The sequence below is a fragment of the Roseiterribacter gracilis genome (genome assembly GCA_018332375.1).
GTDB lineage: Bacteria > Pseudomonadota > Alphaproteobacteria > BOG-932 > Roseiterribacteraceae > Roseiterribacter > Roseiterribacter gracilis.
Map to the genome: position 1 here is coordinate 1,913,814 of BOPV01000001.1, position 24,588 is coordinate 1,938,401.

At 64.5% G+C, this 24,588-nt stretch carries 23 protein-coding genes and 1 tRNA gene; 9 read left to right on the plus strand and 15 right to left on the minus strand.

Translation table 11 applies throughout. The features are described from left to right. Positions 1-57 precede the first annotated feature (57 nt). The gene (locus TMPK1_RS09510; protein ID WP_420242747.1) at positions 58-693 is read left to right on the plus strand and encodes a MarC family protein; all 636 of its coding nucleotides are present in this window, start codon (positions 58-60) and stop codon (positions 691-693) included. Between the two features lie 6 nt (positions 694-699). Here the strand turns inward: TMPK1_RS09510 and TMPK1_RS09515 are convergent, their stop codons facing one another. Next, the gene (locus TMPK1_RS09515; protein WP_420242748.1) at positions 700-1,413 is read right to left on the minus strand and encodes a hypothetical protein; all 714 of its coding nucleotides are present in this window, start codon (positions 1,411-1,413) and stop codon (positions 700-702) included. A gap of 83 nt (positions 1,414-1,496) precedes the next feature. Between TMPK1_RS09515 and TMPK1_RS09520 the strand changes: the two genes are divergently transcribed. Next, entirely contained in the window at positions 1,497-1,952 is a 456-nt protein-coding gene (locus tag TMPK1_RS09520; RefSeq protein ID WP_420242749.1) for a MarR family winged helix-turn-helix transcriptional regulator, read from the plus strand. Here the strand turns inward: TMPK1_RS09520 and TMPK1_RS09525 are convergent, their stop codons facing one another. From TMPK1_RS09525 to TMPK1_RS09535, 3 genes are all read right to left on the minus strand, one after another. Further along, positions 1,953-2,444 carry a hypothetical protein gene (locus TMPK1_RS09525; protein WP_420242750.1) on the minus strand — a complete coding sequence of 164 codons (492 nt, stop codon included), beginning with the start codon at positions 2,442-2,444 and terminating at the stop codon, positions 1,953-1,955. A gap of 13 nt (positions 2,445-2,457) precedes the next feature. Next, a complete protein-coding gene (locus tag TMPK1_RS09530) occupies positions 2,458-4,533 on the minus strand; it encodes a TonB-dependent receptor (RefSeq protein ID WP_420242751.1) in 2,076 nt (691 codons plus the stop codon). Positions 4,534-4,594: 61 nt separating this feature from the next. Further along, the gene (locus tag TMPK1_RS09535; RefSeq protein WP_420242752.1) at positions 4,595-5,038 is read right to left on the minus strand and encodes a hypothetical protein; all 444 of its coding nucleotides are present in this window, start codon (positions 5,036-5,038) and stop codon (positions 4,595-4,597) included. A gap of 228 nt (positions 5,039-5,266) precedes the next feature. Here TMPK1_RS09535 and TMPK1_RS09540 point away from each other — a divergent pair, with 228 nt between their 5' ends. Continuing rightward, on the plus strand, positions 5,267-5,839 hold the full coding sequence (locus TMPK1_RS09540; protein WP_420242753.1) for a winged helix DNA-binding protein: 573 nt from the start codon (positions 5,267-5,269) through the stop codon (positions 5,837-5,839). On the opposite strand, the gene TMPK1_RS09545 is transcribed toward TMPK1_RS09540, so the two are convergent. Then, positions 5,794-7,080 carry an MFS transporter gene (locus tag TMPK1_RS09545; RefSeq protein ID WP_420242754.1) on the minus strand — a complete coding sequence of 429 codons (1,287 nt, stop codon included), beginning with the start codon at positions 7,078-7,080 and terminating at the stop codon, positions 5,794-5,796. The two genes, TMPK1_RS09540 and TMPK1_RS09545, sit on opposite strands and share 46 nt — an antisense overlap. Continuing rightward, positions 7,073-8,728, minus strand: coding sequence for an MOSC domain-containing protein (locus tag TMPK1_RS09550; protein WP_420242755.1), 1,656 nt, complete (start codon positions 8,726-8,728; stop codon positions 7,073-7,075). Before TMPK1_RS09550 ends, TMPK1_RS09545 begins: the two co-directional genes overlap by 8 nt. Before the next feature lie 100 nt (positions 8,729-8,828). On the opposite strand from TMPK1_RS09550, the gene TMPK1_RS09555 reads away from it, so the two are divergent. Next, positions 8,829-9,623 (plus strand): cysteine hydrolase family protein, encoded by a 795-nt coding sequence (locus TMPK1_RS09555; protein ID WP_420242756.1) that lies wholly within the window; start codon positions 8,829-8,831, stop codon positions 9,621-9,623. Between the two features lie 105 nt (positions 9,624-9,728). On the opposite strand, the gene TMPK1_RS09560 is transcribed toward TMPK1_RS09555, so the two are convergent. The 3 genes from TMPK1_RS09560 to TMPK1_RS09570 form a co-directional block, all read right to left on the minus strand. Beyond that, positions 9,729-9,818: transfer RNA gene (locus TMPK1_RS09560), tRNA-Ser, on the minus strand. 81 nt (positions 9,819-9,899) lie between these two features. Next, on the minus strand, positions 9,900-11,108 hold the full coding sequence (locus tag TMPK1_RS09565; RefSeq protein WP_420242757.1) for a CaiB/BaiF CoA transferase family protein: 1,209 nt from the start codon (positions 11,106-11,108) through the stop codon (positions 9,900-9,902). Continuing rightward, positions 11,105-12,010 (minus strand): alpha/beta hydrolase fold domain-containing protein, encoded by a 906-nt coding sequence (locus TMPK1_RS09570; RefSeq protein WP_420242758.1) that lies wholly within the window; start codon positions 12,008-12,010, stop codon positions 11,105-11,107. Before TMPK1_RS09570 ends, TMPK1_RS09565 begins: the two co-directional genes overlap by 4 nt. A gap of 190 nt (positions 12,011-12,200) precedes the next feature. On the opposite strand from TMPK1_RS09570, the gene TMPK1_RS09575 reads away from it, so the two are divergent. Then, a complete protein-coding gene (locus TMPK1_RS09575; protein WP_420242759.1) occupies positions 12,201-13,028 on the plus strand; it encodes an AraC family transcriptional regulator in 828 nt (275 codons plus the stop codon). Positions 13,029-13,035: 7 nt separating this feature from the next. Here the strand turns inward: TMPK1_RS09575 and TMPK1_RS09580 are convergent, their stop codons facing one another. From TMPK1_RS09580 to TMPK1_RS09605, 6 genes are all read right to left on the minus strand, one after another. After that, positions 13,036-13,455, minus strand: a complete 420-nt coding sequence (locus TMPK1_RS09580) for a hypothetical protein (protein WP_420242760.1) — start codon at positions 13,453-13,455, stop codon at positions 13,036-13,038. A gap of 14 nt (positions 13,456-13,469) precedes the next feature. Then, positions 13,470-14,711 (minus strand): amidohydrolase family protein, encoded by a 1,242-nt coding sequence (locus tag TMPK1_RS09585; protein ID WP_420242761.1) that lies wholly within the window; start codon positions 14,709-14,711, stop codon positions 13,470-13,472. Continuing rightward, the gene (locus TMPK1_RS09590; protein WP_420242762.1) at positions 14,711-16,102 is read right to left on the minus strand and encodes an amidohydrolase; all 1,392 of its coding nucleotides are present in this window, start codon (positions 16,100-16,102) and stop codon (positions 14,711-14,713) included. The genes TMPK1_RS09585 and TMPK1_RS09590 overlap by 1 nt, the downstream gene beginning before the upstream one ends. 24 nt (positions 16,103-16,126) lie before the next feature. Further along, the gene (locus TMPK1_RS09595; RefSeq protein WP_420242763.1) at positions 16,127-18,322 is read right to left on the minus strand and encodes a TonB-dependent receptor; all 2,196 of its coding nucleotides are present in this window, start codon (positions 18,320-18,322) and stop codon (positions 16,127-16,129) included. A 105-nt stretch (positions 18,323-18,427) separates the two neighbouring features. After that, positions 18,428-19,978 (minus strand): amino acid permease, encoded by a 1,551-nt coding sequence (locus tag TMPK1_RS09600; RefSeq protein WP_420242764.1) that lies wholly within the window; start codon positions 19,976-19,978, stop codon positions 18,428-18,430. 99 nt (positions 19,979-20,077) lie between these two features. Beyond that, positions 20,078-21,100: a YncE family protein gene (locus TMPK1_RS09605; RefSeq protein ID WP_420242765.1), complete on the minus strand. Its 1,023-nt coding sequence runs from the start codon at positions 21,098-21,100 to the stop codon at positions 20,078-20,080. Between the two features lie 138 nt (positions 21,101-21,238). Between TMPK1_RS09605 and TMPK1_RS09610 the strand changes: the two genes are divergently transcribed. The 4 genes from TMPK1_RS09610 to TMPK1_RS09625 are packed head-to-tail and all read left to right on the plus strand — an operon-like array spanning position 21,239 to position 24,461. Next, positions 21,239-21,841 carry an FMN-binding negative transcriptional regulator gene (locus tag TMPK1_RS09610; protein ID WP_420242766.1) on the plus strand — a complete coding sequence of 201 codons (603 nt, stop codon included), beginning with the start codon at positions 21,239-21,241 and terminating at the stop codon, positions 21,839-21,841. Beyond that, positions 21,841-22,632, plus strand: coding sequence for a pyrroline-5-carboxylate reductase (gene proC / locus TMPK1_RS09615; protein ID WP_420242767.1), 792 nt, complete (start codon positions 21,841-21,843; stop codon positions 22,630-22,632). The genes TMPK1_RS09610 and proC overlap by 1 nt, the downstream gene beginning before the upstream one ends. Next, positions 22,625-23,713: a PepSY-associated TM helix domain-containing protein gene (locus TMPK1_RS09620; protein WP_420242768.1), complete on the plus strand. Its 1,089-nt coding sequence runs from the start codon at positions 22,625-22,627 to the stop codon at positions 23,711-23,713. Before proC ends, TMPK1_RS09620 begins: the two co-directional genes overlap by 8 nt. A 40-nt stretch (positions 23,714-23,753) precedes the next feature. Further along, positions 23,754-24,461 (plus strand): TVP38/TMEM64 family protein, encoded by a 708-nt coding sequence (locus TMPK1_RS09625; RefSeq protein WP_420242769.1) that lies wholly within the window; start codon positions 23,754-23,756, stop codon positions 24,459-24,461. Positions 24,462-24,588: the final 127 nt, after the last annotated feature.

Consider the following 24,588-nt stretch of genomic DNA (forward strand, 5'->3'; position numbering starts at 1 on the left):
CGCGAGCGGCTCCTGAATTCACGAAGTGAAATTCGGGAGCCGCTGCGCGGCTAAATTATGCTCGACCTCGCCCTCAACAGCTTCATCACCTTGTTCGTGATCATCGACCCGGTGGGTCTGATCCCGATCTATCAAGGCCTGGCGCAAAAAGCGGGCTGGCGGTTGCGCGGCCACCTGGCGTTGCGCGGCGTCGGCATTGGCGGCGGCGTCTTGTTGCTGTTCGCGGTCGCGGGCGATCCGTTGCTGCATGCGTTGGGCGTCTCGCTGCCTGCCTTTCGCGCCGCCGGCGGAGCGATGTTGTTTCTGATCGGGCTGGAGATGATGTTCCAGCGCCGCACACAGCGCCGCTCGCGCAGCGCCGACGCAGTCGAAGAAACCCATCCCGAAGACGTCTCGATCTTTCCCTTGGCGATGCCGCTGATCGCAGGCCCGGGCGCAATCACGTCGGTGATGCTGATGATGGGCCGTGCGCAACATGACTGGCGCGCGCAAGCGGTGGTGATCGGCACGTTGATCGCGGTGCTGGCGATCACCTACGCGACCTTCGCCGCCAGCAACCGCCTGTCAAAACTGGTCGGCCCGACCTTGTCCGAAGTGCTGACGCGGCTGCTTGGAATCATTCTGGCCGCGGTTGGCGTCGAATATCTCGTCGGCGGCCTGTACGGCGCATGGGCCGCGGCCGCCGCGAGATAGACGCAGCTACATTTTCATCTGCTTCTTGGGCATCGGACCGGGGGTGCCGTCCGACCAGTCGCGCACTGGTGCAAAGAAGACCGTCACCGGCTCCACCCCGCCCGTATCAGCGAACACTTGCACATCGGGAAGATTGGCGCCCCACGTGGCAGGTTCAGTCGGCGGCAGGTAGAACATCAGGTGCGGACGCCAGGCGCCGCCGACGTCGTCGCCGAGATAACCGCCTTTCGACAGCATGTAGCACATCGAACCAATCTCGGGCGGCGTGATCTCCTTTGCGGCGACCGCTTGTTTGGTGCGCGACTCCATTTCGTCTTTGGCAACGCCGGCAAGAACCCATTCGGTTCGTTTGAGATAGGTCGGCAGAACCGAACGCGCGCCGGCCGGGTTGAAGCAATGCGGTGCGCGGATTTTCGGATTCCAGAAATCAGCGTGATCGAATTTGTTGGCCCAGGCGCGAATGACGATGCAGGTGAATCCGTTCGTGCCCTTGGCAGCGCTTTCATAGCCCTTGCTGCCGAGAACGAGAATCTCCGCATCCTTCGCAATCGCGGCCGGCGCCGCACTGCGCGCCAGCGCAATCTCATCGGTCCGACTCTTCATTCGATAGGCTTCGATCGGCGCCATGGTCGGATAGGGCGCTTTGGCGGTTTGCGCCTGAGCGGCGTCGGTTGCGCCCAACAACAAGGCCAGCGCGGCAACGGCCAAACTGCGTTTCATCGTTCCCTCCCCAAAATTTGGCGCAAGCCTACCCAGGAGCCATGCCGGTTGACCAGATAGGTTGATATCAACATAACGGCCGGATGGCCGACGCTCCGATTGTGGCTTTCGACAAGACCCTGCTGGTTCGCGATGCCTGCCTGTGCCTGCATATGCAACGCGCGGCACGCGTGTTGGCGCGCCGCTTCGACGAAGCGTTGCGGCCGGTCGGGCTGACCAACGAACAATTCTCGCTGCTGATGTCATTGCAACGGCCCGAACCGCCGACGATGGGCGACGTCGCTTCCCTGCTCGGCGCCGATCGCACGACCTTGACCGGCGCGTTGAAGAAGCTGGAACGGCGCGGACTGGCGAAAGTCAGCGTCGATCGCGAAGACCGTCGTGTTCGGCGCATCGCGCTGACCGCCAAAGGCCGCACCTGTCTCGCTGCCGCGTTCCCGATGTGGGACGAAGCGCATCGCGCGCTCGAGGCGGAGCTAGCGCGCATCAACCCCGTAAAGCTGCGCCGCGACCTTCGATCGGTCGCTTCGATGCGCTGACTATTTCCGAATCGGATCCGGTCGCGGACCCGGCCCTGTCCAATCGAAATCCTCGACGTAATTCTGCGCGCCTTGCGGGGTGCGGAACACGCCGGTGCATTTCATGCGCTTGCCCTTCGCCATGACGACGCAATCCTCGTCATAGGACCCGACATTGGGAACCTCGCCGTAGTTGCGCACGATCCCCGGCGCGCGCGACGTCAGCTGGTTCAGCGCGCCGGTACCGGTGGCGGCGATTGGCGCGGCGTCATAAGGGCCCGACCAGGACGAAACGACGATCTTCTTTTGCGCGTCGGTTTCCACCGACACCCAGATCAGCTCCTTGCCGTCATCTTTGATGATCCACAGGACCTGCTCGGTCGGTTGCAGCTTGTGCGAACGCGCCTGGTTCAACACCCACACACCTTCGGGGATGTTGCCCTTCCTGGTTTCCGCCTGCGCGCTCGCGGCGCAAAGCGATCCGACCAACAGCAGCAGGACAAGTTTGTTCATCGCGTGCCCCTGCTCAATACCGATAGCTGAATTCGACGCCGTAGACGGCGGGCTTGGTCGGGAAAGCAACCGCACGGCCCGCACCGGTCTGCACGTTCGGGAAGAACGTGTCGTAGGATTTGGTGTCGAAGATGTTCCGGCCCCACACGGTTGCGGTCCAGCCGTTGCCTTCGAGACCGAAGCTGCCATGCACGAAAGTCTTCGGCTTCTGGACGTCGAGATTGTCGACGAACCAGTAGCGGTCGCTGTCATGCTGTAGATTGGCGCGCAGCACGAACAACATGCCGTTCGCGATCGGCGTCGCATAATCGAATCCAGCCTGCACCGTCTGCTCGGCCGCACGCGGCGTCCGGTTGCCGACGAATTGCGGGAAGCGCGAATATTTCGTGATCTCGGGAATCGACACGCCGAGATTGGCGAACAGATTCAGCCCGGTCATCGGCGTGAACCGCACTTCCACCTCGCCGCCGGTAATCCGCACCTTGTCGATCGTGCCGGTCGCCGGCGTCGCGGTGGCGAAGTCGATGAACGAGAACTGGTAGTTGGCGACGTTGCCGGTGAAGGCCGCGGCATTGACCGTCAATTTGCGATCGAACCACTGGGTCTTCACGCCGACTTCAAAGTTGCGCAGCGTCTCGGGCGCGAAGATCGGGATCGCATAGTTAGGCTGGTTGAACCCGCCGGCGCGGAAACCGACACCGTAGGTCGCATAGACGAGCTGGGTCGGGGTGAATTTGTACGTCGCCGTCACTTTGGGCTGCCAGCGATCGAACTCGGCGCTGCGGTGCTGCCCGTTGTTCAAATTCGTCTGGTCGCGCTTGTCGGTGTCGTAGCGAAGGCCGGCCGACAGAGTCAGCTTTTCCAGCACGTCGTAATCGACCTGGCCGCCGACGCCGAAATCGCGCCGGCTGTTGTTGGCCGCGTTCGAGACCAGCAGGAAAGCCGGGTTGTACGGATCGGCCGCGAAATTGCCCGCGTCGCGCACGATGTTGGTGCTGAGCAGCTGTTTCGATTCGAGATAGTCGCCGCTGATCAACCAACGCAGACGCTGACCACTGGGTCCGGTCAGGCGCAGCTCCTGGCTCACCGTGCGATTGCTCGACGGCTGCGTGTCGAGCACCTGAAACACGGTCGGGCTGCGCACCGGGTTGGTGAAATCGACGTCGCTGAACTGATGTTCCGACATGCGCGCAAAGCCAGTGACCGAACTGAAGGTGGCGAAATCCAGATCGGCTTCGAGCTTGGCGCTCAGATAGAGCTGCTGTCCGCTGCTGACGCCGGGATAGTTGCTTTGCGGCTTCTGAAAGTCGTTGGCGTTCCCCGACAGCACGGCCGCGAAATAGGTCGTGCCCGCTTTGAAATCGCCGAACTGGCCGTTGAGGTTGAGTTTCACCTTGTCGGTGAACCGGACTTCGAGGCCGCCGCGCAGGCTCCAATCGTGGTCGACATAGTCGGACTTGTCATGCCGGAAGGTGTTTTCGATCACACCGTCGCTGCGCGAAAAATTGCCGGCAAAGCGAAACAGAACCTTGTCGGGCACGATCGCGCCCGAGACGCCGGCGCTGGCATCGACCGTATTGCCGTTGCCGTACGAGACGTTGGCAAAGGACGACAGTTCGTTGGTGGGCGCCTTGGTCGTGATGATGATCGCGCCCGCTTCAGCGTTGCGGCCGTAGAGCGATCCTTGCGGCCCCTTTAGCACTTCGATCTGCGCGATGTCATAGAGGCGCTGGTTGAACTGCTTGGCGTCGTCCTGCGGCACGCCGTCGATAATGATCGCGACCGGCTGGTCCGAATTGTTGGCCTGCGAGATGCTGCGCAGCGTGATCGTCGAATTCCGGTAGGTGTCGGTATGCGCGATCGTCAGGTTGGGAATCGTCGCGACGATGTCGGGCGTGTTCTTGATATGCAGCGCGTCGAGCGTCGCCGCGGTCAGAACGTCGACCTGCGCCGACACGTCCTGTAAGCGCTCCGACCGCTTCTGCGCCGTCACCATGATTTCTTCCGGCGCCGTCGACTGCGCGAACGCCGCTTCACAGCAGCCCAGAACCGTGCCCGTCAGTAGTGCAATTCGCAGTGATCCCCGCATCCCCGTCGCTCCTGTTTTCGGCGCGCACGCCGTTTTTCTCTGTAGAGGCTGGCCTGGCTGACTATTCGTCGAGGCGATCGATCACGCTGACCATGTGGTGATCGAAGATCTGCCAATGCGTGCCGTTGTGGCGCCAACCGTTGATGTAGAGCGCCATCCTGCCGTTCACCAACGAGCTCAGCTCGTCGCCGGTGGGCATGCCCTCGCCGATCGTCGTGCCCTTCTTGAAGACTTCTTTGATGTAGCGGACGACGCCGGAGGTCAGCACGACGTCGCCGAATTTGCGCGCGGTGACGTGCAGCCATTCGACTTCCATCGTCTCGATGGCCTTGTCCAACTCGATCATCTTCTGCTTGTCGACATTCAGCGTCGGCCAAGGCTGTGCGGTGCCGAGGAAGTCGTCGGTGAAATGCCGCTCGAACCAATCATGGTCGTGGTTCGCGATCGCCGCGCCCCACTCGTCGCAAAGCGCTTTGAACTGTTTGGACAGGGCGTCGCTGCTCATCGGTACTCTCCAGGCAATCGGTTCGAATGGCGGAAGGGCTCGCGCCACCCCGACGATCCACCAACGTATTGCAGACGGTTTGCCGATAAATTGTCAACGTCTTTTCGGCGGAACGCCGACGAAGGGCTGGATCGGCCGCCCGTTCGCTCGTATTTATGTGCACCGAAAGCGACGCCTGCTCGGCGAACGAGCGTTCCGCCGGGCTCGTCAGCAGAGATGGGAGCGTAGATGACCTCGAAGGCCCGGGCCGGTTCCACCAAGACGGACAAAGTCGCGACCAAAGCGGCGCAAGCCGAGTCGCCGAAGCCGCGCAAACAGATCGAGAAGTCCGACGGCGAGAAACTGTCGGAGATGGAGCTGTCGCTGACGGTTCTTTGGAACTCGGTGCGGCGTTGGCTGGGACAGCGCAGCAACGCCAATGCAGTGAACGGCCTGTCGGATCTCGACGTGTTCCTGCTGCACCTGCTGGTCTATCGCAACAAGCCGCTGCGCGGCATCGACCTCGCCTTTGCGCTGTCGATCGACGATTTGCATCTCGTCTCCTACGCGCTGAAGAAGCTGGCCAAGCTGGGCATGATTTCCAGCGGCCGGGTCGGCAAAGAAGTCTTCTACGAGGCCACCGCAAAAGGCCGCGAGAATTACGACGAGTTCATCAGCGACCGCGAACGCTATCTCGAACCCGCGATGGGCTTTCTGCAGAAGTCGGACATCGACATCGAAGCGTTGAACCTGGCGCTGCGGACCTTGTCGGGAATCTACGAACAGGCCGCGCGCGCCGCTGCGTCGGCACGCGGCATCTGAGGTTCTTCGGCCGCCGACCGCCAGCACAACAGGAATAGCAGTGCTGCGACGCTCATTGAGACGCCGCCCGTAACCGCCAGCGCTTGCGCCAGCGACATGCCTGCCCGGTCGCTGAGCACGCCGACCACCAACGGGCCGATGCTTCCGCCCAGCGCCGAGGTCAGCAGCGAGAAGATCGCAAAGCCGCGCGCCAGCATCGCGTTGCCAAGCGACAATTGGATCGGCACCGCCATCGACGCGACGATCGCTGCCGACAGGAACGCGTAGACACCATAGAGAAGCAGCGACCATTGCACCGTTGCAACCATGGTCAGCGCGATGGTTGCGGGGATCAGCAACAGGCCGACGGCGAAGTATCCGCGCACGATCGATCGCACCGTCGTATCGCGGCGAAGCGTGGCCAGCAGACCGACGCTCAACGTTCCCAGCACGCCCGCAACCAGATAGGTCAACCCGGCATTGCGCCCGGCCTCGGCCGGACTCAAGCCGAATTGGCGCGCGAGATAGGCCGGATACCAAGCGACCACCGCGTAGAGAAAGACGGTGAAGATCAGCAGCGCGAGATAATAGAGGCGCAGGAATCTGCTGCGCACGAAGATCGCCGCCACGACGCCGCGCAAACTGGGAGTCGTCGCATGGTTCACCGGCGCGCGCGCCGGCTCGCGCACGAAAGCTGCAAGCAGCGGCGCCAACAACAGGCCTGGCACGCCGACGGCGAAAAACACGACGCGCCACGGCGCCGGCCAATCGTCCTGTCCCGCTGCAAAGCGCAACACGAGACCGCCCAACACCAGCACCAACCCGCCACCGACAAACGGCGCCAACATAAAGACGCTGGTCGAACGCGCGATCTGCCGGCGGTTGCCGCTTTGGCTGAGGATGGAAAAGAACGCCGGCGGCAAACCTGCCTCGGCGATCGCGGTCGCGGCGCGCAATGCGAACAACATCGCGAACGAACCCGCGACGCCGCACAGAATGGTCGCGACGCTCCACAGCCCGACGCAGATTGCGGCGATGCGCACGCGCCGTCCGCGGTCGAGCAGATGCGCGATCGGAACGCCGCCGATCGCATAGGCCATCGCAAAGGCGACGCCCTGCAGCAGACCGAGTTGGGAATCGCTGAGGCGGAATTCCTGCTGCACCGGCAAGGCCAACAGACCCATCACCTGCTTGTCGGCCTGGCCCAGCACGAAACAGCCCAGGAACAGCGCAATCGCAAGCCTGGTCGGTGCGTTAGACATCCAGAACCACGCTCGCTTGGGCCGGCCGCGCGATGCACAGCAATGTCGTGCCGTCGCCAAGCTCGGCCGTCGTGCCGCCCGCAACCAGATCACTCTTGCAACGCAGGCACGTGCCGGCGCGACATTCATTGTCGATTTGCACGCCGACACTCTCAGCCAATTCGAGCAGACTCAGATCTTCGTCGGCACGCCAGGTCGCGGTGGCGCCTGACCTGCGGAATGTAATCTCCGCAACGTCGACCGTGCTTGCGGTGGTGGCTGCGGCGCTGAACAGCTCGCTGAACAGATGGTCGGGATTGGCGCCGCGCGCGACGAACGCGTCGCGTAGATCGGCGCAGAAACGGTCGGGCCCGCACAGATAGATATCGGACTCGAACCACGGCAGGTCGATACGCCGCCCGTCGAGCAGCACATGCAGGCCCGCGATCGTCTCGATTACCAGATCGGGCGTGATCCGTGACGGCGCAGCACCTGCGCGGCTGTAGACATAGGTGATCCGCACGTTCTCATGCGCAGCCGCGATTGCATCCAGCTCGGCGCGGAAGGCGACGTCGTTCGGCGTGCGCGCGCCATAGATCAGATGAATCAGCGGCGCGCGGGGCCGTGCAACATGCGCCTGCAGCATCGCCAGCAGCGGCGTAATGCCGATCCCCGCAGCGACCAGCACGACCGGACGGAAACATCCGGTGTCGAGCGCGAAATTGCCGGTCGGCGCGCGCAGCTCGACCGTGCTGCCCGGTGTCGCGGCATGAATCCAGCTCGACCCTGCGCCCGTTTGCCGGCGCACCGTCAACCGATACTCGTTCATCACCGGCGCGTAGGCGGACAGGCTCCAGCTACGCGTCACGCCCGGCATGCGCACATTGACGAACTGGCCCGGGCGCGGCTGACACAACGGCGCGTCGTCGGTCGCCCGCAGATAGACCGAGCGTATGTCGGGCGCCTCCTCGACCACGCGGTCGATGCGGAACGGGCGCCAACCGCGCCAACGATCTTCGACCGCGTCGGCGGCTTGTTCTGCTGCATGCAGCTTGGCCGAAAGCAGAAGCCGGTTGGTCAAGCTCAGCCGCCGGAATGCCAGCAACCGCTGCAGCTTCTGCAACGGCACGGGATGATGGCTGGCGATGAAGTCGGCCACGTCGGCGACGCTTGGCATGGTCGGATCGTGCGTCACGCGGCGCAGCACGTCGTGCGGCTCGATCGCGCCCGGCGTCAGCACGCCGAGATAGACGCCGGTATGGCGCGACAGCGCGAAGACACGCTGGAAGCTGCGCGGCTGGTTGAGCCGCCAAGCGAGCTTGAGGCACGGGTTGCGCGCGCCGACGACTTCGAGCTGCACCTGTTCGCCGATCGCAAACACGTCGCCGATGCGCAGCTCTTCTTCGTCGAGCTGGTCGAGCGTGAGGTTCTCGCCGAAAAATCCGTCGGCCCACCCCTCGCCGCCGAGTTCCCCCCTCCAATAGTCGTAGCCGGTGCGCGCGAAGGCGTAGAGCTTGTCGGGATGCACCGCGCGCTCGTCCCCGGCCACGCCGTCGGGACCGATCGTCCAAGGCGGCGCGATCGGGTCTTTGACATAGGCGGTGCGCACCTCTTCTCCGGCGATCTGCACGGTCCGTACGCGACCGATCGAGACGTTCAGCACCCGCATCGTCGCCCTACCTCACATATCGCAGACGATTAATCAACAATTTGTTGGCAAAACGTCGTCGTCCAGCCAAGAATGCCGCCCCCGACCAGAGGAGATGGCGATGGGCGAGCAGGCCGAAGAGTGGAAGATGCTGGGCGTTGCCGGGCGCAATGCGTATGGCGTGCAAAGCGGCGTCGTCGACATGCGCCGTCGCGGTCGCCAGTCACAGACGATCGAGCTGCAGGCGCAGCCGCAGAATTTGCTGATCGATCTCGAACGCACGGCGCTGGTCGTCGTCGACATGCAGAATGATTTCTGCGCCGTCGATGGTTGGCTCGGCACGCTGGGAATCGATTTCGCAGCCGGCCGTGCACTGGTCGATCCGATCAACCGCGTCGCGAAATCGCTACGCGCGCGTGCCGTTCCGATCATCTGGCTGAATTGGGGCGTGCGGCCGGACCGGCTCAACCTGTCGCCCAGTACGCAGCATCCATTCAATCCAGCAGGACAAGGGCCCGGCCTTGCCGGACCGGTCGCGACGCCGTCGCGCTCCTACAATCTGCTGCAGAAAGACAGTTGGGGCGCGCAGCTGATCGACGGGTTGGCACCCGAAGAAAGCGACATCCGCATCGACAAACATCGCATCAGCGGATTCTGGGACACGCCGCTCGATGCGGTCTTGCGCAACCTCGACGTCACCACATTGCTGTTTGCCGGCGTGAACGCAGACCATTGCGTGCTGGGCACGCTGATGGACGCCAACTTCCACGGCTACGACACGATCCTGCTGGAAGATTGTACGGCGACCACGTCGCCTGACTTCTGCATGCAGGCGACCTTGCACAATGTGCGCTTCTGTTTCGGCTTCACCGCGACGTCGGCGGCGCTGACGGAAAGTCTGGCTGGCGGAAATTAGCGCACGCGGCATCAGTCTCCCTACGCTGCTGCGCAGCTTCGGGAGATCACCCTTCGCATCTTCGGTTTCGGGTGGCGAGCCACCCGAAGCCCGAAGGGCGTAGGGTGGCGGAGAGGGGGGGATTCGAACCCCCGGTACCCTTGCAGGTACTCCGGTTTTCGAGACCGGTGCGTTCAACCACTCTGCCACCTCTCCAGGTGCCTTCGCGGACGGTTGAGGGCGCGGAACCTACCGGCTGATCCGGCCCGCTGCAAGCCCAAGAAAAGCCCCAGAATCCTAGGATTTGCCGCCGGGGTTTGGCCCCCGGCTTCGGATCTTGTCGATTTCCGCGTCGCTGAATCCGATCTCGCGCAGGATTGCGACACCATGCTCGTCGAGCGCGGGCGCGCTGCGCCGGATCGCGCTTGGCGTTGCCGAGAAATGCACCGGCGGCCCGGGAAAGCGGACCGGCCCGTCCGCCGTGTCGAGACGTTGCCAAAATCCGACTGCGTCGAGATGCGGGTCGTCGAACAGATCCTGCGTCGTCGCCAACGCCATCACCGGAATGTCGGCCTGCCGCAACAGCACCAACCATTCCGCCGTGTCGCGCTCGGCGAGCGTCACCGCGAGATGCTCGTAGAGCGCGTCGATATGCGCGCTGCGCGACGACATGCTGGCAAAGCGTGCGTCACGACTCCATGCCGGATGGCCGATCGCTTCGAAGAAGCGCAGCCATTGACCGTCATTGTAGACAAGCACCGCAAGATACCCGTCGCGCGTTGGGTACGGTCGCCGTTGCCGCGACACCATGCGTGGATAGACCGGCGCCGACAGCGGCGGATCGAACACCGCGCCGGCGATATGTTCGGTCAGCAGAAACGACACCATGGTTTCGAACATCGGAATTTCGAGTTCCTGCCCACCGGCCCCACGCTCGCGCGCAAACAGCGCCGCCAGAATGGCGTAGACGCCGTGCAGGCCGGTGACTTTGTCGGCGAGCGCGGTCGCGACGTAGGACGGCGTCCCGTCCTGCAGATTTGCCTGCAGCATCGCGAGACCGATCGCGGCCTGGATCACATCGTCATAAGCAGGAAACGCTGCGTAGGGACCATTGCGCCCGAAGCCATAGAGATTGGCGTAGATCAGGCGCGGACTGATCGCGCGCAGCGCGTCGTAGGAAAATCCCAGCCGCTCGATCGCCTGCGGCCGCAACGTGTGCACGAACACGTCGGCGCTTTCGACCAGCCGCTGCAGCGCTGCTTTGCCCGCGTCCCGTTTCAGGTCGAGCACGATGCTGCGCTTGCCGCGATTCATGTTGACGAACATGCCGCCCAGCGCGGCCGAGCGCGCCGGCAGAACGTGGCGCGACGTATCGCCCGCCTCTGCTTCGACCTTGATCACGTCGGCGCCGAGATCGGCAAGGATCTGCGTGCAGTACGGCCCCATCACGGTGAGCGTGATGTCGATCACGCGTATGCCGGCGAGTGGGCCTGTATGTGTGCTCATCCGAGCGTGTCGCGCACCCAATGTGCGCCGTCTTCGATCGCTTTACGCGCGATTGGCGAGATCGACATGGCTTCGAGAAAACTGTGCGTCGCGCCTTCGTAGATTTCAGCGCGCAGCTTGTTGCCGGCGGCGCGGAAGCGCGGCTCCATATACAGCGCCTGCTCGGCAAGAATGTCGCACGCGGCGATGACCAGAAACACCGGCGGCAGATCTTCCAGCGACGCCAGGATGGGGCAGCAATATGGATTGTGGAAATCCGACGGGCCGCGACCGTAATTGCCCCAGAAATAGTTCGACTCGTTGCCATTCAGCATGAAGCCCGGGCCGCCATATTTGCGCTGCGACTCTGCCGAACAGCCGGGCCGGAAACCGGAATAGTTGAGCAGTACTGCACCGAGCCGCGCCCCCTCGCCCGTATCGCGCAAATAGAGCGACGTACCCATCGAGATGTTGCCGCCGGCGGAATCGCCACCGATCGCGATGCGCGCCGGATCGACGTTCCAATCCTTGCCATGCGTGCCGAGCCAGCAGACCAGGTCGGCGACTTGCTCCAGCGCAACCGGGAATTTCGTCTCCGGCCCTAGCGGATAATCGACGCCGATCACGATGAAACCGCCGGCCGCCGCGTATTCGCGCATCAGCCGATCGTGCGTGTCGATGCTGAACAGCGTGAAGCCGCCGCCATGGAGATAGATCAGCGCCGGCTTTGGCTTGTCGCTTGGGTGCGGGTCGTAGACGCGCACGCGCAACGGGCCGTGCCGAAAGACCGGCGCATATTCGACCGTGCCGTGCATCACCGGGCCGCCTTGGCGCCACGGTTCGCGCACCTTCTCGCAGACTTCGCGCTGCTGCGCTGGAGTCATCGCGTTGAACGATGGGAACGACCCGTAGGCCTCGGCCATCCTGCGAGAAAATTCCCAGATCTGCGGCTCGAGAACCTGGCTCGCGTCACCTGCAGGGGCCGGCTCGCGTATCGTTTGCACCATCTGTTCGTCGCTCTGTTGGGGAACGCGTTCGAGTTGTGCAAAACTACCGGCGACGGTCGGGACAGAACTCTCGCCCTCGGACCAATCCTCGTCTAGCTCGGGACAAATGCAGGAGAAACGGACCAGCGCCGAATTGCAGGACGTTCCCCGGCCGGTTGCCGTCCATATCGGCGACTCGCCCGTGGACGCACATCACGATCGCCATTCGCACGCGCGCGGCCAGCTCATCTATGCCATCAACGGCGTCATGCTGGTGGTGACCGACCAAGCCAGTTTCGTGGTGCCGCCGCTACGCGCGCTGTGGGTGCCGGGCGGCGTCGAGCACGAAGTCTACAACCGCGGCAAAGTGCTCAGCCGCTCGCTCTATATCGACGAGAAGCAGGTCACGTTCCTGCCCACCGCCTGCCGCATCATCGAAGTGACGCCGCTGCTGCGCGAACTGATCCTCGCCGCGGCCGAACTGCCGGTGGAGTACGACATCAGCGGCCGCGGCGGATGGATCATGTCGCTGATCCTCTCCGAGCTGCAGTCGATGCGGGTTCTGTCGCTTGACGTACCGATGCCGAAAAGCGAGCGGCTGGTGCGGATCTGCACCCAGCTTCTCAAAGACCCGGCGCAAAACCAGGCGCTCGACCATTGGGCCGCCGAAGCAGCCATGGGACGCCGCACCTTCACGCGCAGCTTTCGTCGCGAAACCGGCATCAGCTTTGCCGACTGGTGCCGCAATGCGCGGTTGATGGAGGCGTTGTCGCGCCTGTCGCTGGGCCAGTCGGTCACCGTGGTTGCGCACGATGTCGGCTACAGCAGTTCCAGCGCCTTCGGCTTCATGTTTCGCCGCGCGTTCGGCGTGTCGCCACGGCGTTTTCTGGCCGGCCTCGCCGCCGGCGCGCCACCCGGCGAAGCGAATGACGACGACGGCGACGAAGCCGACTGATCGATCCTTACTGCTTGTCGAGACGAGCGAGCCAGTCGCCCGCCGTCGTCGGACCTTCCGCCACCGTGTCGCTATGCTCGGCGATCATTTTGCGGATCTCGAGGAAGAAACGCTGCGACGTCGGTGAGCCCGCTTTCTTGCGTGCTTCGCGCAGCTCGGCGCTTTTCCCCGGCGGTGCTTCGGCGGGCTGAATCAAAATGAAATCCCAGTCGGCGCCGTCTTGATGCACGTAGAGTTCGCGCGGCTTGAGGCCGACCGACTTTTTGATCTCGTCGCTTTTCGCAATCTCGCGCAGGAAGGCTTCATGCTGGCCCGGCGCAATCCGATAGATTTCGATCTGGCGGCGTTCGACTTTCGGCGCTTCCTGACCCAAGGCCGGTCCGGCGAGCAATGCGAGCGCCAGCGCGATCGTCCAATTTCGCAACATCTCAACTCTCCTGGTTATCGGTAGGCGGACGGCCATTCGGTTTTCTTGGCCGCATCGGGTGCATAGCGATCGCGCAATAGCGACTGGCGTGTGACGCGCGACGCTTCTTTGCCGCGCACGAACACGTGCTTGGGTGCGCTTGACGGTTCCAGCGGATCGCCGTCCCACACGACCAGATCGGCGTCGCGCCCCGGCGCCAACGTGCCGTAGTGATCGGTGATGCCCCAGATCTGTGCGGCGTTGACGGTCAGGCCTTTGAGCGCGTCGATCCATGGCATGCCGTGCGCAACCGCAAGACCGGCTGCTTCGCGCACCGCAACGGCGGCGTCCTGCGTGCCGCGGCCGAGCGCGATGTTGAACACGAGCGTCACGCCGGCACGCTGCAGCAACGAAGCATTGTCCGGGCGGGCGCCGAGCGTTTCAAACGTGGCAGCAATATTGGCAAACGGATTGACCACGACCGGAATTTTGCGCGCCGCAAGTTCGCGCGCGACGCGCCAGGCCTCGTTGCCGCCGCCGATGACGATGCGAATCTTGTAGTCGCCGCCAAGCTGGATCGCCTGCCGAATGTCGGATTCGCGGTTGACGTTGATCACCAGCGGGATCTTGCCCGCCAGCACGGCGCGCAGCGCATTGCCATTCTCGTCGGCCACGCCGTCTTTCGCCGGCGCCTTCGCACGGTCGAGCGCGGCGCGCAGTTCCAACCAGCCGACCGCGCGCGATCCAGCCGCACCGCCGCCTTGGATCGTGGCGAAGAGCGCGACTTTGCTGCGATCGAGAATGTCGGCGGAGTCTTCCAGCCGCAGCACCGATGCGAGACCGGAAAACGGTGCGACCGGCGACGCCGACGGCGCCGTGACCGCGCGCGTCAGACCGTCGGCGCGCACCTGCGCCAGCAGCGCCGAATTCGTGTTCAGCGCTGTCGACGGATCGAAGCCTGCACCGAACGACCCGGCTTTGGCGGCATGGTCGTTGGTTTCGGCGACGTCCTGGATTTCGATCAGGCCGAGATGCGTGCCGCTGCTCATCAGGCCGGGCGTGACGATGCTGCCGCCCGCATCGACGACGCGCGCGCCGGCCGGCACGGGGCCGTTGCGCACCACCGAGTCGATCTTTCCGTCGCGCAGCACGATGGTCGCGTTCTCGACCGGCTCGTTGCCGATCATCGTGAAGGCGCGCGCATTGGTAACGGCGACGGTTTCGGCCTGCGCCGGCGACGCTGCCAACAGCAGCGCGAGCAACAGAAGCACGCGCATTATTGCACCGCCTTTGTCACCGGCTGGCCGAGCATCGTGTCGGTCAACGGTTGGCGTGTCGGATCGCTACGGTCGTAGATGCGCGCACCGTCGACGAAGACCTGATCGGCGCGCGAATAAATGCTCAGCGGATCGCCGGACCAGACGACGAGGTCGGCATTCTTGCCGACTTCGAGCGAACCGGTGCGATCGGCGATGCCGAGAACGGTCGCCGGATTGCGCGTGATCCACGCGATCGCATGTTCGGTCGGAATGTTGAGCCCGGCGCGGCGCCCTGCCGCCACCGCTTTGGCAAGTTCGACGTTCAACCGGCTTTGTGCGATGCGGATGTCGGAATGCAAGGTCACGCAGGCGCCGGCGGCGTCGACGAACGCAGCATTCTCGCGGATGCCGTCATAGGCCTCGGCTTTGCCGCCCCACCAATCCGGCCATACGACCGCGCACGCACCGTCGCGTTTGAGCAGATCGGGAATCTTGTAGGCTTCAATCGCGTGGTGAAACGCTGCGACTTTGAATCCGAATTCTTTCGCCACCTCCAACACCGTCGCCATCTCGTCGGCGCGGTAGCAATGGATATGGACTTTGATCTCACCGCGCAGAACGCCCGCCAGCGTGTCGAGCTTGAAGTCGCGCACTGGCGGTTCTTTCAAAGAACCCGCCTGATAGTCGTTCCATTTGCGCAGATAGTCGGCGGCGCGCTGAAACCCTTCGCGATAACCCGCGACGATCCCCATGCGCGACGACGGGAAGCGTCCCTTGCTGCCCCAGGTCGATTTCGGATTTTCGCCGCAGGCCATTTTCAGCCCCTGGGCTGCGCCGGGGAATTTCATCTGTTGCGACGTGCTGCCCGGCACGTTCTTCAGAACGACGGTGCGCCCGCCAAACAGATTTCCCGATCCGGGCAGGATCTGCATCGTGGTGACGCCGCCCGACAGCGCCGACCAGAAACCCGCATCCTGCGGATTGATCGCGTGTTCGATCCAGACATTGGCGCTGTTGGGATCGGTCTCTTCACCGACGTCGGATCCCATCTTGGTCAGCGGCGCCGGCGCGCTGCCGTCGTGGGAATGGATGTCGATGATACCGGGCGTGATGAAACGGCCCTTCGCATCAATCACGGTCGCGCCATCGGCGGCCAGGTTGGACCCGATCGCGGCGACCTTGCCATCGCGCAGCAGCAGATCGGCGTTGTCGAACTTCCGTTCTGCACCGTCGAAGATCGTCGCACCGCGCAGCAACGTGTCGGTGCGCGGCAACGGCTTGTACGTGCTGGGATAGGCATCGCCGCCAAATGGGGACGGTTGCTTGGCGGCCTGCTTCTGCTCTTGCGCCGCCGCCGGAACCGCGAGCAACAGCCCGGCCAGCAGCAGCGCCTGCGTGCGTCCCCTCATTCGTTCACCTCGCGCGGCTAACGATCAGAACTCAAACGTCGTCGACGCCTTGATCGTACGCGGCTGACCCTGGATCAGAAAGCCGCCGAAGGAGGAGCTCCAGTACCGCTTGTCGTCGATATTCTCGATGCTGAGGCGCAAGGTCACCGGATGCGTGTCGGCGACCAGCACGTAGCGCATGCCGACGTCAAAACGCGTCCAGCTTGGAATCTGCCGCGCGTTGGTGACATCGACGAATTGCGCGTCAGTGTAGACGATGCGGCCGGTGAAAGTTGCCGCCGGCAGGAACGGAAGCACCGCTTCGACGCCCAGATTGACCTGGTAGTCGGGGACGCCGACCGCCTTCTTGCCGTTGTTGACACCGTTCAGCGTTTTGACCTGTTCGGCGTTGTTGAAGGTGATGCCGCCGATGAAGCGTAGCTGGTCGGTAAGTTCGCCGTTGAAGCTGAGCTCGACGCCGCGATTGCGCTGTTCGCCCTCGACCACAAACGTCGTCGCACCCGGATTGCCCGGCGTCGGCGTCGGCTTGTTGAACGAGTTGGGCTGCGTCGTCTGGTACAGCGCCACGGTCGCGGTCAGGCCGTGCACTTCGTATTTGGCGCCGACCTCGTACTGGGCCGAGGTGAAGGGCGCGAAGATCTGGCCCGGATTCAGCGTCGTCGCGTTGGTCGGCGCGATCGGTCCCTGCGCCAGGCCTTCGATCCGGTTGGCATAGAAGGACAGCGACTCAGTCGGACGCAATGTCAGGCCGACGACGGGCGTCGTCGCTGCCGCCGTATAATGCGTCGTGCGTGCCAAGGTGTTGCGATCGAAACCGTCGATCTTCATGAACTGACGGCGCGCGCCACCAGTCAGCAGAACGCGATTGTCGAGAATGCCGATCGTGTCCGACAGAAACAGGCTGCGGAGCAGCGTCTTGGTTACCGGTGGCGGATTGTCGAGATTGCCGCCGAGCGTGCCGTTGGCGGGTTTGTCGACCAGCACCGGACTGTAGAGGTTGGTGCAGAACGACGTCGCCGCCGCGCCGCAGCTTGCGCGCAACGGCGCCGCATAGTTGGCGAAGGCGAAGCTGTTGCGGTTCTCGGCATAGGTGAGCGAGCCGCCGGCATTGATCTCGTTGCTGACGCCCTCGAACTTGAGCTTGCCGCGTACGCCGGCCTGGGCGCTGCGATTTTCATCCTGGCGCGGCACCAGCAGGCGCGACTGCGTACCTGCGCCGGTCGCACCGTTGGTCACGGTGACGGTCGAATATTCACCGTCTTCGTGGCCGTCGCGGAAACCGCCCGATGCATACGCCATCCAGTCGCGCGCGAGGTCGACCTCGTAGCGGTTGAGCATGTAGATGTCGCGCAGCTTGGTGAAGGTCCAAGGTTGCGCCCAGTTGTCGGTCGAGCCCGGCACGCGCGGCACCGCAGCGGTTGCGGCGAGCTGGACTTCGGGACGCGGTGCGAAAGCGCGCTGATCTTCGTAGCCGAAATCGAGCGTGCCACGCACACGGTCGATGCGCGCGTCGAGCGAGACGCCGGCGGCGCGCACTTCGCGCCGTTCGCGGTCGATCGCGGTGTCACCCTCGCGATACACACCATTGACGCGCACGCCGAACATGTCGTCGCCGCCAAAGCGCGTGCCGACATCGACATTGCCGCCGAGAATGCTGTTGGCGCCATAGCTCGCGGTGGCGCGGAACAAGGTGCGGTCGGCCCGCTTGGGAATCAGGTTGATGCTGCCGCCGATGCCGCTGCCGCTGGGCGCAGCGCCGAACAGAAAGGCGTTGGCGCCGTTCAGCACCTGCACGCGGTCGTACAGTTCGGGCGACACGATCTGGCGCGGCGTGACGCCGTACAGGCCGTCGATGGCAACGTCGTCGCCGCTGAGCGGGAAGCCGCGAATGACGAACAGTTCCGACTGGTTGCCGGACCCGAAGGTGGTGCGCACCGATGGTTCGTTCTTGAGCACGTCGCCCAGCGTCTCGGACTGTTGGTCGAGGATCAGTTGCGCGGTGTAGGTCGTGACGTTGAACGGCGTCTCGAGCGCGCTCTTGCTGCCCAGCACGCCGATATTGCCGTCGCTGATCACCTGTTTGCGCTTCTGCTGCGCCGTGACGACGATCTCTTCCATCTGCGCCGCAGGAGGCTGCGCGCTGGTTTGCGCAACAACGGGACATGCACTCAACAACGCCAGCGCCATCACGGCGCAACGCGCACGCATACGATCGTTCACCATGTGAGCCCCCGGACCCTAGATTCTTTTTCTGGCTTTAGCGTGGGCGGACGACGGAGAAAACTCAGCCGAGCCGGGGTCAAAAGATCTAGCAGCAAGGCCACGTCAATCGGGCAGCGACGGCGCCGCCGGCATGCTGCGCACCGTCGCGCGTGCGTCCTGCGCAACGCTACGCGCACAACGTGCATACAGCACGACACCGGCGCCCATATAAACGAGCAGGATCACGACCGGCAGCACGTGCCCTTCGCTCGCCTGGTGCACGATGTCGATCGCTGCCGGCAAAATCATCAGCCAACTGCACGCGATTGATGCAAGCGGTACGATCCCGACCCAGACCCGGCCGATGCGCACGCCGCCGAACGGCACGCGGAACGGGCGCTGCAGATCGGGTTGCGTCGAACGCAGCCACATCAAGCTCAGCGCGACGATCGAAAACGCGAAGGCGGTGCCGACGCTGACGAGATCGTTGAGGATCGACAGCGGCAATGTCGCCGATGCGAAGGCGGTGATGCAGCCGAGCACGGCGATGCCGGTGGCGGGCGTACGAAAGCGCGGGTTCAAGCGCATGAAATAGGCCGGCATCAACCGGTCGCGCGCCATCGTGAAGGCAAGACGCGACTGGCCGTAGCCGTTGATCAGCAGCACCGACGACAGGCCGACCAAGGCACCCAGCTTGACGAGCACTGCAAGCTGCGGCTGGCCGAGCCGGTCGACCACCAGCGCCAACGGATCCGGCACACCCAGCTCGCGATATGGCACAACGCCGGTCAGAACGGCGGCAACCAGCATATAGATGATGGTGCAGACGATCAGCGAACCGAGAATGCCGATCGGCAGGTCGCGCTGCGGGTTGCGGCTTTCCGAGGCGGCATAGGCCACGACTTCGAATCCGAGATAGGCGAAGAACAAAATCGAGGCACCGCGAAAGATTCCGGGCCAGCCGTAATGGAAGCCGCCTTCGTTCGGCGGAATCAGCGGTGTCCAGTTGCCGGGCTGGATCGCGCCGAAGCCGACGGCGAGAAACAGCGCAAGGACGCAGAGCTTGATCACGACCAGCGCGGTGTTGACACGGCTCAGCTCGGACACGCCGCGCGTCAGCAGGAACGTCACGCAAAGCGCGGCCGCGGCGGCGACAAGATTGACGTTGCCGGTCACGGTCAGCTCGGTCCCGTGGCGCGACGACTGCACCAGCGAGCGCGCGAACTGCACCGGCACCGCGATGCCGAAGTCGCGCAGCAGACTGGTCAGATAACCGGCAAACCCGACCGCGAGCGTCGAGGCTGCAACGCCGAACTCGAAGACGAGCAGCCAGCCGATCGCAAAGGCAAAGCCACGCCCCATCGACGCATAACAATAGGTGTAGGCCGAACCGCCCGCAGGCAGCGTCGAGGCCAGCTCGGCATAGCAAAGCGCTGTCATCGCGCAGGCAAAGCCCGCGACCGTGAACGACAGAAGAATCGCCGGTCCCGCGAAATTGGCTGCGACGTTGCCGGGCAGAACATAGATGCCGGCGCCGACCGTGCAGCCGATGCCGAGAAAGACCAGGCCGAACGGGCCCAGCGCGCGTTTCAGCCCGTGGGTCGCTTCATCGACGCGTAGCTGCTCGACGCTCTTCCGCGCAAAGCCGCCAGTCTTGCGGTCCTGTCCTGCCATCTGCCCTCCGTGCCTGACATCAGTATCAGGCCGGCCGCGCCGGGGGGCGCTCTGCGATGGGTCAAGCTTGGTTGAAAGCGGGCCACGTCCCCGGAATGGTCAGGGCCGGACGCGCGTTCGATCGAAGATCAGAACGCGCACGCCTTCTTCGGCGAATTTCGCGGTTCGCTTGGTCCAGTCGATCTCGAACCCGACCGACGGCACCAGCAGCGCGCCGGTCGCCGGGTCGACGCCCATCGTGCGTCCGGTCAGGCGCGTGCGCACGTCCTCGACGGTGCGGTAACGCCCGTCCTTGCCGCGCCGGATCACCGAAACGAAGCCTTCGCCGTTCGAGACGAACAGCGTATCGCGCTTCGCGTCGTACACGACCGCGTCGCTCGACGCGCCGATCGCGACGCGATCAACGACTTGGCCACGCTCAAGATCGACCGCCGCCAGCGTACGGTTGGCGCAACTGCTGAACAGCAGGCGGCGCACCGGATCCAGCGCCAGCCCATGCGGATCGACGCAGTCGCCGAGCGCGATCGGCGCCACGATGCGACGCGCCTGCGTATCGATGCGCAGGATCGCGCGCTGTTCCTTGATATTGACGAACAGCGCGCCCTTGCCGTCCGCGACGGCAAATTCCGGTGTCCCGCCAAGCTCGATCGTGGCCAGCACGCGCAACGATCCGGCGTCGAGCACCGTCGCGGTTTCATTCTCGCCGTCGAACACGAACACGCTGTCGCTGCTGCGATCGTAGACGACCGTATCGGGCTCGGGACCGACAGCGGCGCTGGCCGTGACGGCCAAACTGTCGAGTGCAAACACGCTCAACCGGCCGCGATCACCCTCGGCGACGAAGCCGCGCCCGTGCTCGGCATCGAGCGCAACGCCGTGCGCACCTTCGAGTCCGACGACGCGGCCAACGACCTGGCGCGTATCGAGCGACAGCACGCTGACCTGCGTGCCGTGCGCGATATAGGCGCGACGGCCTGCCACCGCGACATAGTCCCAGCGCGACGGCGCCCCCAGCAACACGCTCTGCGCCGGCGCGAAGCTGCGCTGCGCCTCGGCGGCGGCTACGGGAACGGACAGGATGCTCGCGGCGACCAGCGCCGCAACTCGGATGCGATTCGTCATCGCACCATTGTGTGCCGCGCGCGGCGTACCGCCGTCGTTCGCGGGAAAGATTGCGTCGCAGCCGGGCCAGGCCCAGGCGCGTCGTTAATTGACCCGTCTTCGCGAGCGCGTGCGCGACGCTTCCGGTAGCCCTGCAGTATGGCTTCTCCCGGCACGTTCGCCGCACGCGCACCCCAGGACGTCGTACGTCTGGTCGGTTCGCATCCGCTCGCCTGGGTCGTTTCCGACGGTCCGCATGCGACCCTGTTGCCGTTGCGCGCCGTCGTTGCGCCCGACGGAAGCATCACGCAACTCCGCGGTCATTTCGCGCGCGCCAATCCGCAAGTCGCGGCGCTGCGTGCCAAGAGCGACGCGCTGCTGCTGTTTCTCGGACCGCATGGCTATATCTCGCCGTCCTGGATGAACGACCGGACGCAGGCGCCGACCTGGAACTATGCCAGCGCGCAATTTCGCGTCGAGCTGAGCTTCTTCGAGGAGGCGGAGGCGCTGGAAGAACTGCTGCGCGATCTGATCGGTGCGATGGAGCACGGCCGGCCCAACCCGTGGCGGCAGGAAGAGATGGGCGCACGCTTCTCCTCGCTGGCGCGCGGCATCATCGGGTTCGACGCAAAGATCCTGTCGTCGACCGCGAAATTCAAACTTGGCCAGGACGAGCGGCGCGACGTGTTCGCCGACATCACCAGTGCCTTGGCGCGCGATCCCGCCGCGGCCGAACTGCTGCAATGGATGCTGGATTTCTAATGACGCAGATCGTGCTGCTCGGCTGCGGCAAAATGGGCGGCGCCTTGCTGCGCGGCCTGTCGGCGCGCGCCAATGGCGATACGGTTTGGGTGCTCGACCCGCTGGCAACCGCGACGCAAGGCGCGCGACGCCTGCACGAACCGTCCGACATCGCCGCCTTGCCCGATCCGGTGACGGTCGTGATCGCGGTCAAACCCGACAAAGTCGCCAGCGCCCTCGCCGCGCTGCGCCCGCATCTGCGCCCGACCATGTCGTTCATCTCGATCGCAGCCGGCGTCGCAAGCGCGACGTTGCGCGCATCGTTGGATGACAAGGTCGGCTTGCTGCGCGCCATGCCCAACATCGCGGTCGCTGCCGGCGCCGGCATCACCGCTGCGGTTGCGTGCGGCGCGACCCCGGCGCAGCGCGCGATCTGCGACGATATTTTTCGCGCCGTCGGTGCCGTCGTCTGGCTCAACGAAGAAGCGCAGCTCGATCTTGCAACGGCAATCTCGGGCAGCGGGCCGGCTTATTTCTACCGCTTCACCGAAGCGCTCGAAGCGGCGGCAATCGAAACCGGCCTGCCGCGCGAGATCGCAGCCGCGCTCGCGGCACGCACCTTGGTCGGTGCCGGCGCACTCCTCGACAGCGACGGCCGCACGCCCGCCGACTTGCGGCGTGACGTCACCAGCCCGGCGGGCACCACCGCAGCCGCACTCGACCGGTTTGATGCCGGCGGACAATTGCACGCGCTGACGCTCGACGCGGTGCGTGCCGCCGTCGCCCGCGCGCACGAGCTGCGAAATGGCTAAATCGTTCGTCGGCCGGCTGCGGCCAGTCCATCGTTGGCTGAGCATCGCCGTTGCGCTGTTCTGGTTGTTGCAAGCGCTGAGCGGCGCGCTGCTCGTGTTTCATGTCGAACTCGACGACGCGCGTCTCGGCGATGGAACCGTGCACGCGCTCGATGCGCAGGCGCTGGGACACGCCATCGCTGCCATCGAGCAAGACCGCCCGGGCGAACATGTGCGTGCGCTCTACGCAACCGGCGGCGTTGCAAACCGGTTCGACCTGTATGTCACGCGCAAAGACGGCAAGACCGATCTCGTGCGTATCGACGGCGCCGGCACCGTGCTTCGCACCTCGCCATCCGACTACGAGTACGGGCGGATGAGCCTCTACCGTGTCGTGTCGATCTTTCACCAGGAACTGTTTCTCGGCGATCTCGGTACGCGCATCGTCGGATTGAGCGGCTTGTTGCTGTTCACCAACCTGGCTCTCGGCCTGCGCCTCGCCTGGCCGCATCGCAAACGCTGGCGCGCAGCGCTGCTGCCATCGCCCGCGCAAACTCTGCGGGCCCGACTCTATGCTTGGCATCGCGCCATCGGCCTATGGGGCGCGCTTCCAGCGTTCGTGCTGGTCACGGCCGGTATTCTGCTCGCATTCGCGTCGCCGATCCGCGACCGGTTCGGCATCGAACTTTCCGAGCCGGCACGCACGGGCATCACCGTAACGGCGCAACCGGATGCGACTGCGCGCGCGATCGAGGTCGCGCTGCAGCGCCATCCCGGCGCAGCGCTTTCTTCGCTGCGCATGCCGCGCGACGGACGCCCCTGGTACCGAGTCCGCGTACGCGTATCGGGCGAGTGGCATCGAACCCACGGGCAGACGACCATGTTCGTCGGTGCCGCCGACGGAAATGTGGTGCAGCAGCAGACGCTCGCCAACGCACCGTTCGGCGTTCGCTTTTTTGAGTCCGCTCTTCCCGTCCATACCGGCGAAGCAGCAGGCTGGGCCGGCCGCGTTCTGTCATGCGCGGTCGGGCTCTGGCTGGCGACGATGGTCGCGCTCGGTGTGGCGCAATTCCTTGCCGGGCGGCGCGCAAGGCGCAGCTAAGCTGGCATGGAGGCGCAGATCGGTGTAGCACCTGCCCGCCATGACCCCACCCCGCAAATCCCGCGGCGCGCAGATTCTGCTGTGGGCCTTTATCGCTCTCAACGTGGCGCTGACTTTCGCGCCGTTGTTCGGCGGGCACCTGTCCCAGTTGCGCGACGAGTTGGCGCGCCAAGGCGGCTTTGCGCTGCCGGTCGCCTGTTTCCTGTTTCTGTTTTTCGGCTCGCTGACCGGCGTGCCGCAGGTCGTGTCGGTTGCGATGATCGGATCGGTGCTGCCGATCGTGCCCGGCTTCATCGTGTGCTGGCTCGCAACGATGAGCAGCGCGTCGATCGGATTCGCCATCGGTCATCGCGCCCGCGACATGACCGACGATTTCTTCGCGCGCCAGGGTTGGGCCGCGCGACGACTCGACATGGCGCGACGCACCTTCGCCGAGAACGGCGTCATCGCCTCGTTGCTGGTGCGCTTCGTTCCGATCGCTCCGTTCTCGGTCGTCAATGCGATGGCCGGCGCGCTTGGCGTGCGCTGGGGCGAGTTTCTGTTGGGCAGCGGACTGGGTATCTGCCCCAAAGTCGCGATCACGCTTCTGTTCGGCGGCAGCCTGCGCGACGTCGTGCAGACCCACTCGCTGGGATCGCTCTATATCGTCGCCAGCACGATCGCGTCGATGGTCGTATTCGCTGTCGTCGGACAAATTCTGTTCAAGCGCATGCAAAAGCGCAGCGAGAGTTCGACCGAGCAGTCGTAACGGAATAGAGCGACCGCTCGCGCAGTCATGCAGGCGAGCGTTCAACACGTTCCCTCCAACCGCGCGCGTGCGGCCATACTTTCCCTAGCAACGCGCGGCACTTGATCGAGGTGGCAGGTCAGACGAT

Bases quoted from the DNA above. Each gene is read 5' to 3' on its own strand.
- TMPK1_RS09550 (WP_420242755.1), bottom strand. From the start codon at position 8,728: ATGCGGGTGCTGAACGTCTCGATCGGTCGCGTACGGACCGTGCAGATC.
- TMPK1_RS09555 (WP_420242756.1), top strand. From the start codon at position 8,829: ATGGGCGAGCAGGCCGAAGAGTGGAAGATGCTGGGCGTTGCCGGGCGC.
- TMPK1_RS09575 (WP_420242759.1), top strand. From the start codon at position 12,201: ATGCAGGAGAAACGGACCAGCGCCGAATTGCAGGACGTTCCCCGGCCG.
- TMPK1_RS09540 (WP_420242753.1), top strand. From the start codon at position 5,267: ATGACCTCGAAGGCCCGGGCCGGTTCCACCAAGACGGACAAAGTCGCG.
- TMPK1_RS09625 (WP_420242769.1), top strand. From the start codon at position 23,754: ATGACCCCACCCCGCAAATCCCGCGGCGCGCAGATTCTGCTGTGGGCC.
- TMPK1_RS09545 (WP_420242754.1), bottom strand. From the start codon at position 7,080: ATGTCTAACGCACCGACCAGGCTTGCGATTGCGCTGTTCCTGGGCTGT.
- TMPK1_RS09580 (WP_420242760.1), bottom strand. From the start codon at position 13,455: ATGTTGCGAAATTGGACGATCGCGCTGGCGCTCGCATTGCTCGCCGGA.
- TMPK1_RS09520 (WP_420242749.1), top strand. From the start codon at position 1,497: ATGGCCGACGCTCCGATTGTGGCTTTCGACAAGACCCTGCTGGTTCGC.
- TMPK1_RS09565 (WP_420242757.1), bottom strand. From the start codon at position 11,108: ATGAGCACACATACAGGCCCACTCGCCGGCATACGCGTGATCGACATC.
- TMPK1_RS09535 (WP_420242752.1), bottom strand. From the start codon at position 5,038: ATGAGCAGCGACGCCCTGTCCAAACAGTTCAAAGCGCTTTGCGACGAG.
- TMPK1_RS09570 (WP_420242758.1), bottom strand. From the start codon at position 12,010: ATGGCCGAGGCCTACGGGTCGTTCCCATCGTTCAACGCGATGACTCCA.
- TMPK1_RS09585 (WP_420242761.1), bottom strand. From the start codon at position 14,711: ATGCGCGTGCTTCTGTTGCTCGCGCTGCTGTTGGCAGCGTCGCCGGCG.
- TMPK1_RS09525 (WP_420242750.1), bottom strand. From the start codon at position 2,444: ATGAACAAACTTGTCCTGCTGCTGTTGGTCGGATCGCTTTGCGCCGCG.
- proC (WP_420242767.1), top strand. From the start codon at position 21,841: ATGACGCAGATCGTGCTGCTCGGCTGCGGCAAAATGGGCGGCGCCTTG.
- TMPK1_RS09515 (WP_420242748.1), bottom strand. From the start codon at position 1,413: ATGAAACGCAGTTTGGCCGTTGCCGCGCTGGCCTTGTTGTTGGGCGCA.
- TMPK1_RS09620 (WP_420242768.1), top strand. From the start codon at position 22,625: ATGGCTAAATCGTTCGTCGGCCGGCTGCGGCCAGTCCATCGTTGGCTG.
- TMPK1_RS09590 (WP_420242762.1), bottom strand. From the start codon at position 16,102: ATGAGGGGACGCACGCAGGCGCTGCTGCTGGCCGGGCTGTTGCTCGCG.
- TMPK1_RS09530 (WP_420242751.1), bottom strand. From the start codon at position 4,533: ATGCGGGGATCACTGCGAATTGCACTACTGACGGGCACGGTTCTGGGC.
- TMPK1_RS09605 (WP_420242765.1), bottom strand. From the start codon at position 21,100: ATGACGAATCGCATCCGAGTTGCGGCGCTGGTCGCCGCGAGCATCCTG.
- TMPK1_RS09600 (WP_420242764.1), bottom strand. From the start codon at position 19,978: ATGGCAGGACAGGACCGCAAGACTGGCGGCTTTGCGCGGAAGAGCGTC.
- TMPK1_RS09610 (WP_420242766.1), top strand. From the start codon at position 21,239: ATGGCTTCTCCCGGCACGTTCGCCGCACGCGCACCCCAGGACGTCGTA.
- TMPK1_RS09510 (WP_420242747.1), top strand. From the start codon at position 58: ATGCTCGACCTCGCCCTCAACAGCTTCATCACCTTGTTCGTGATCATC.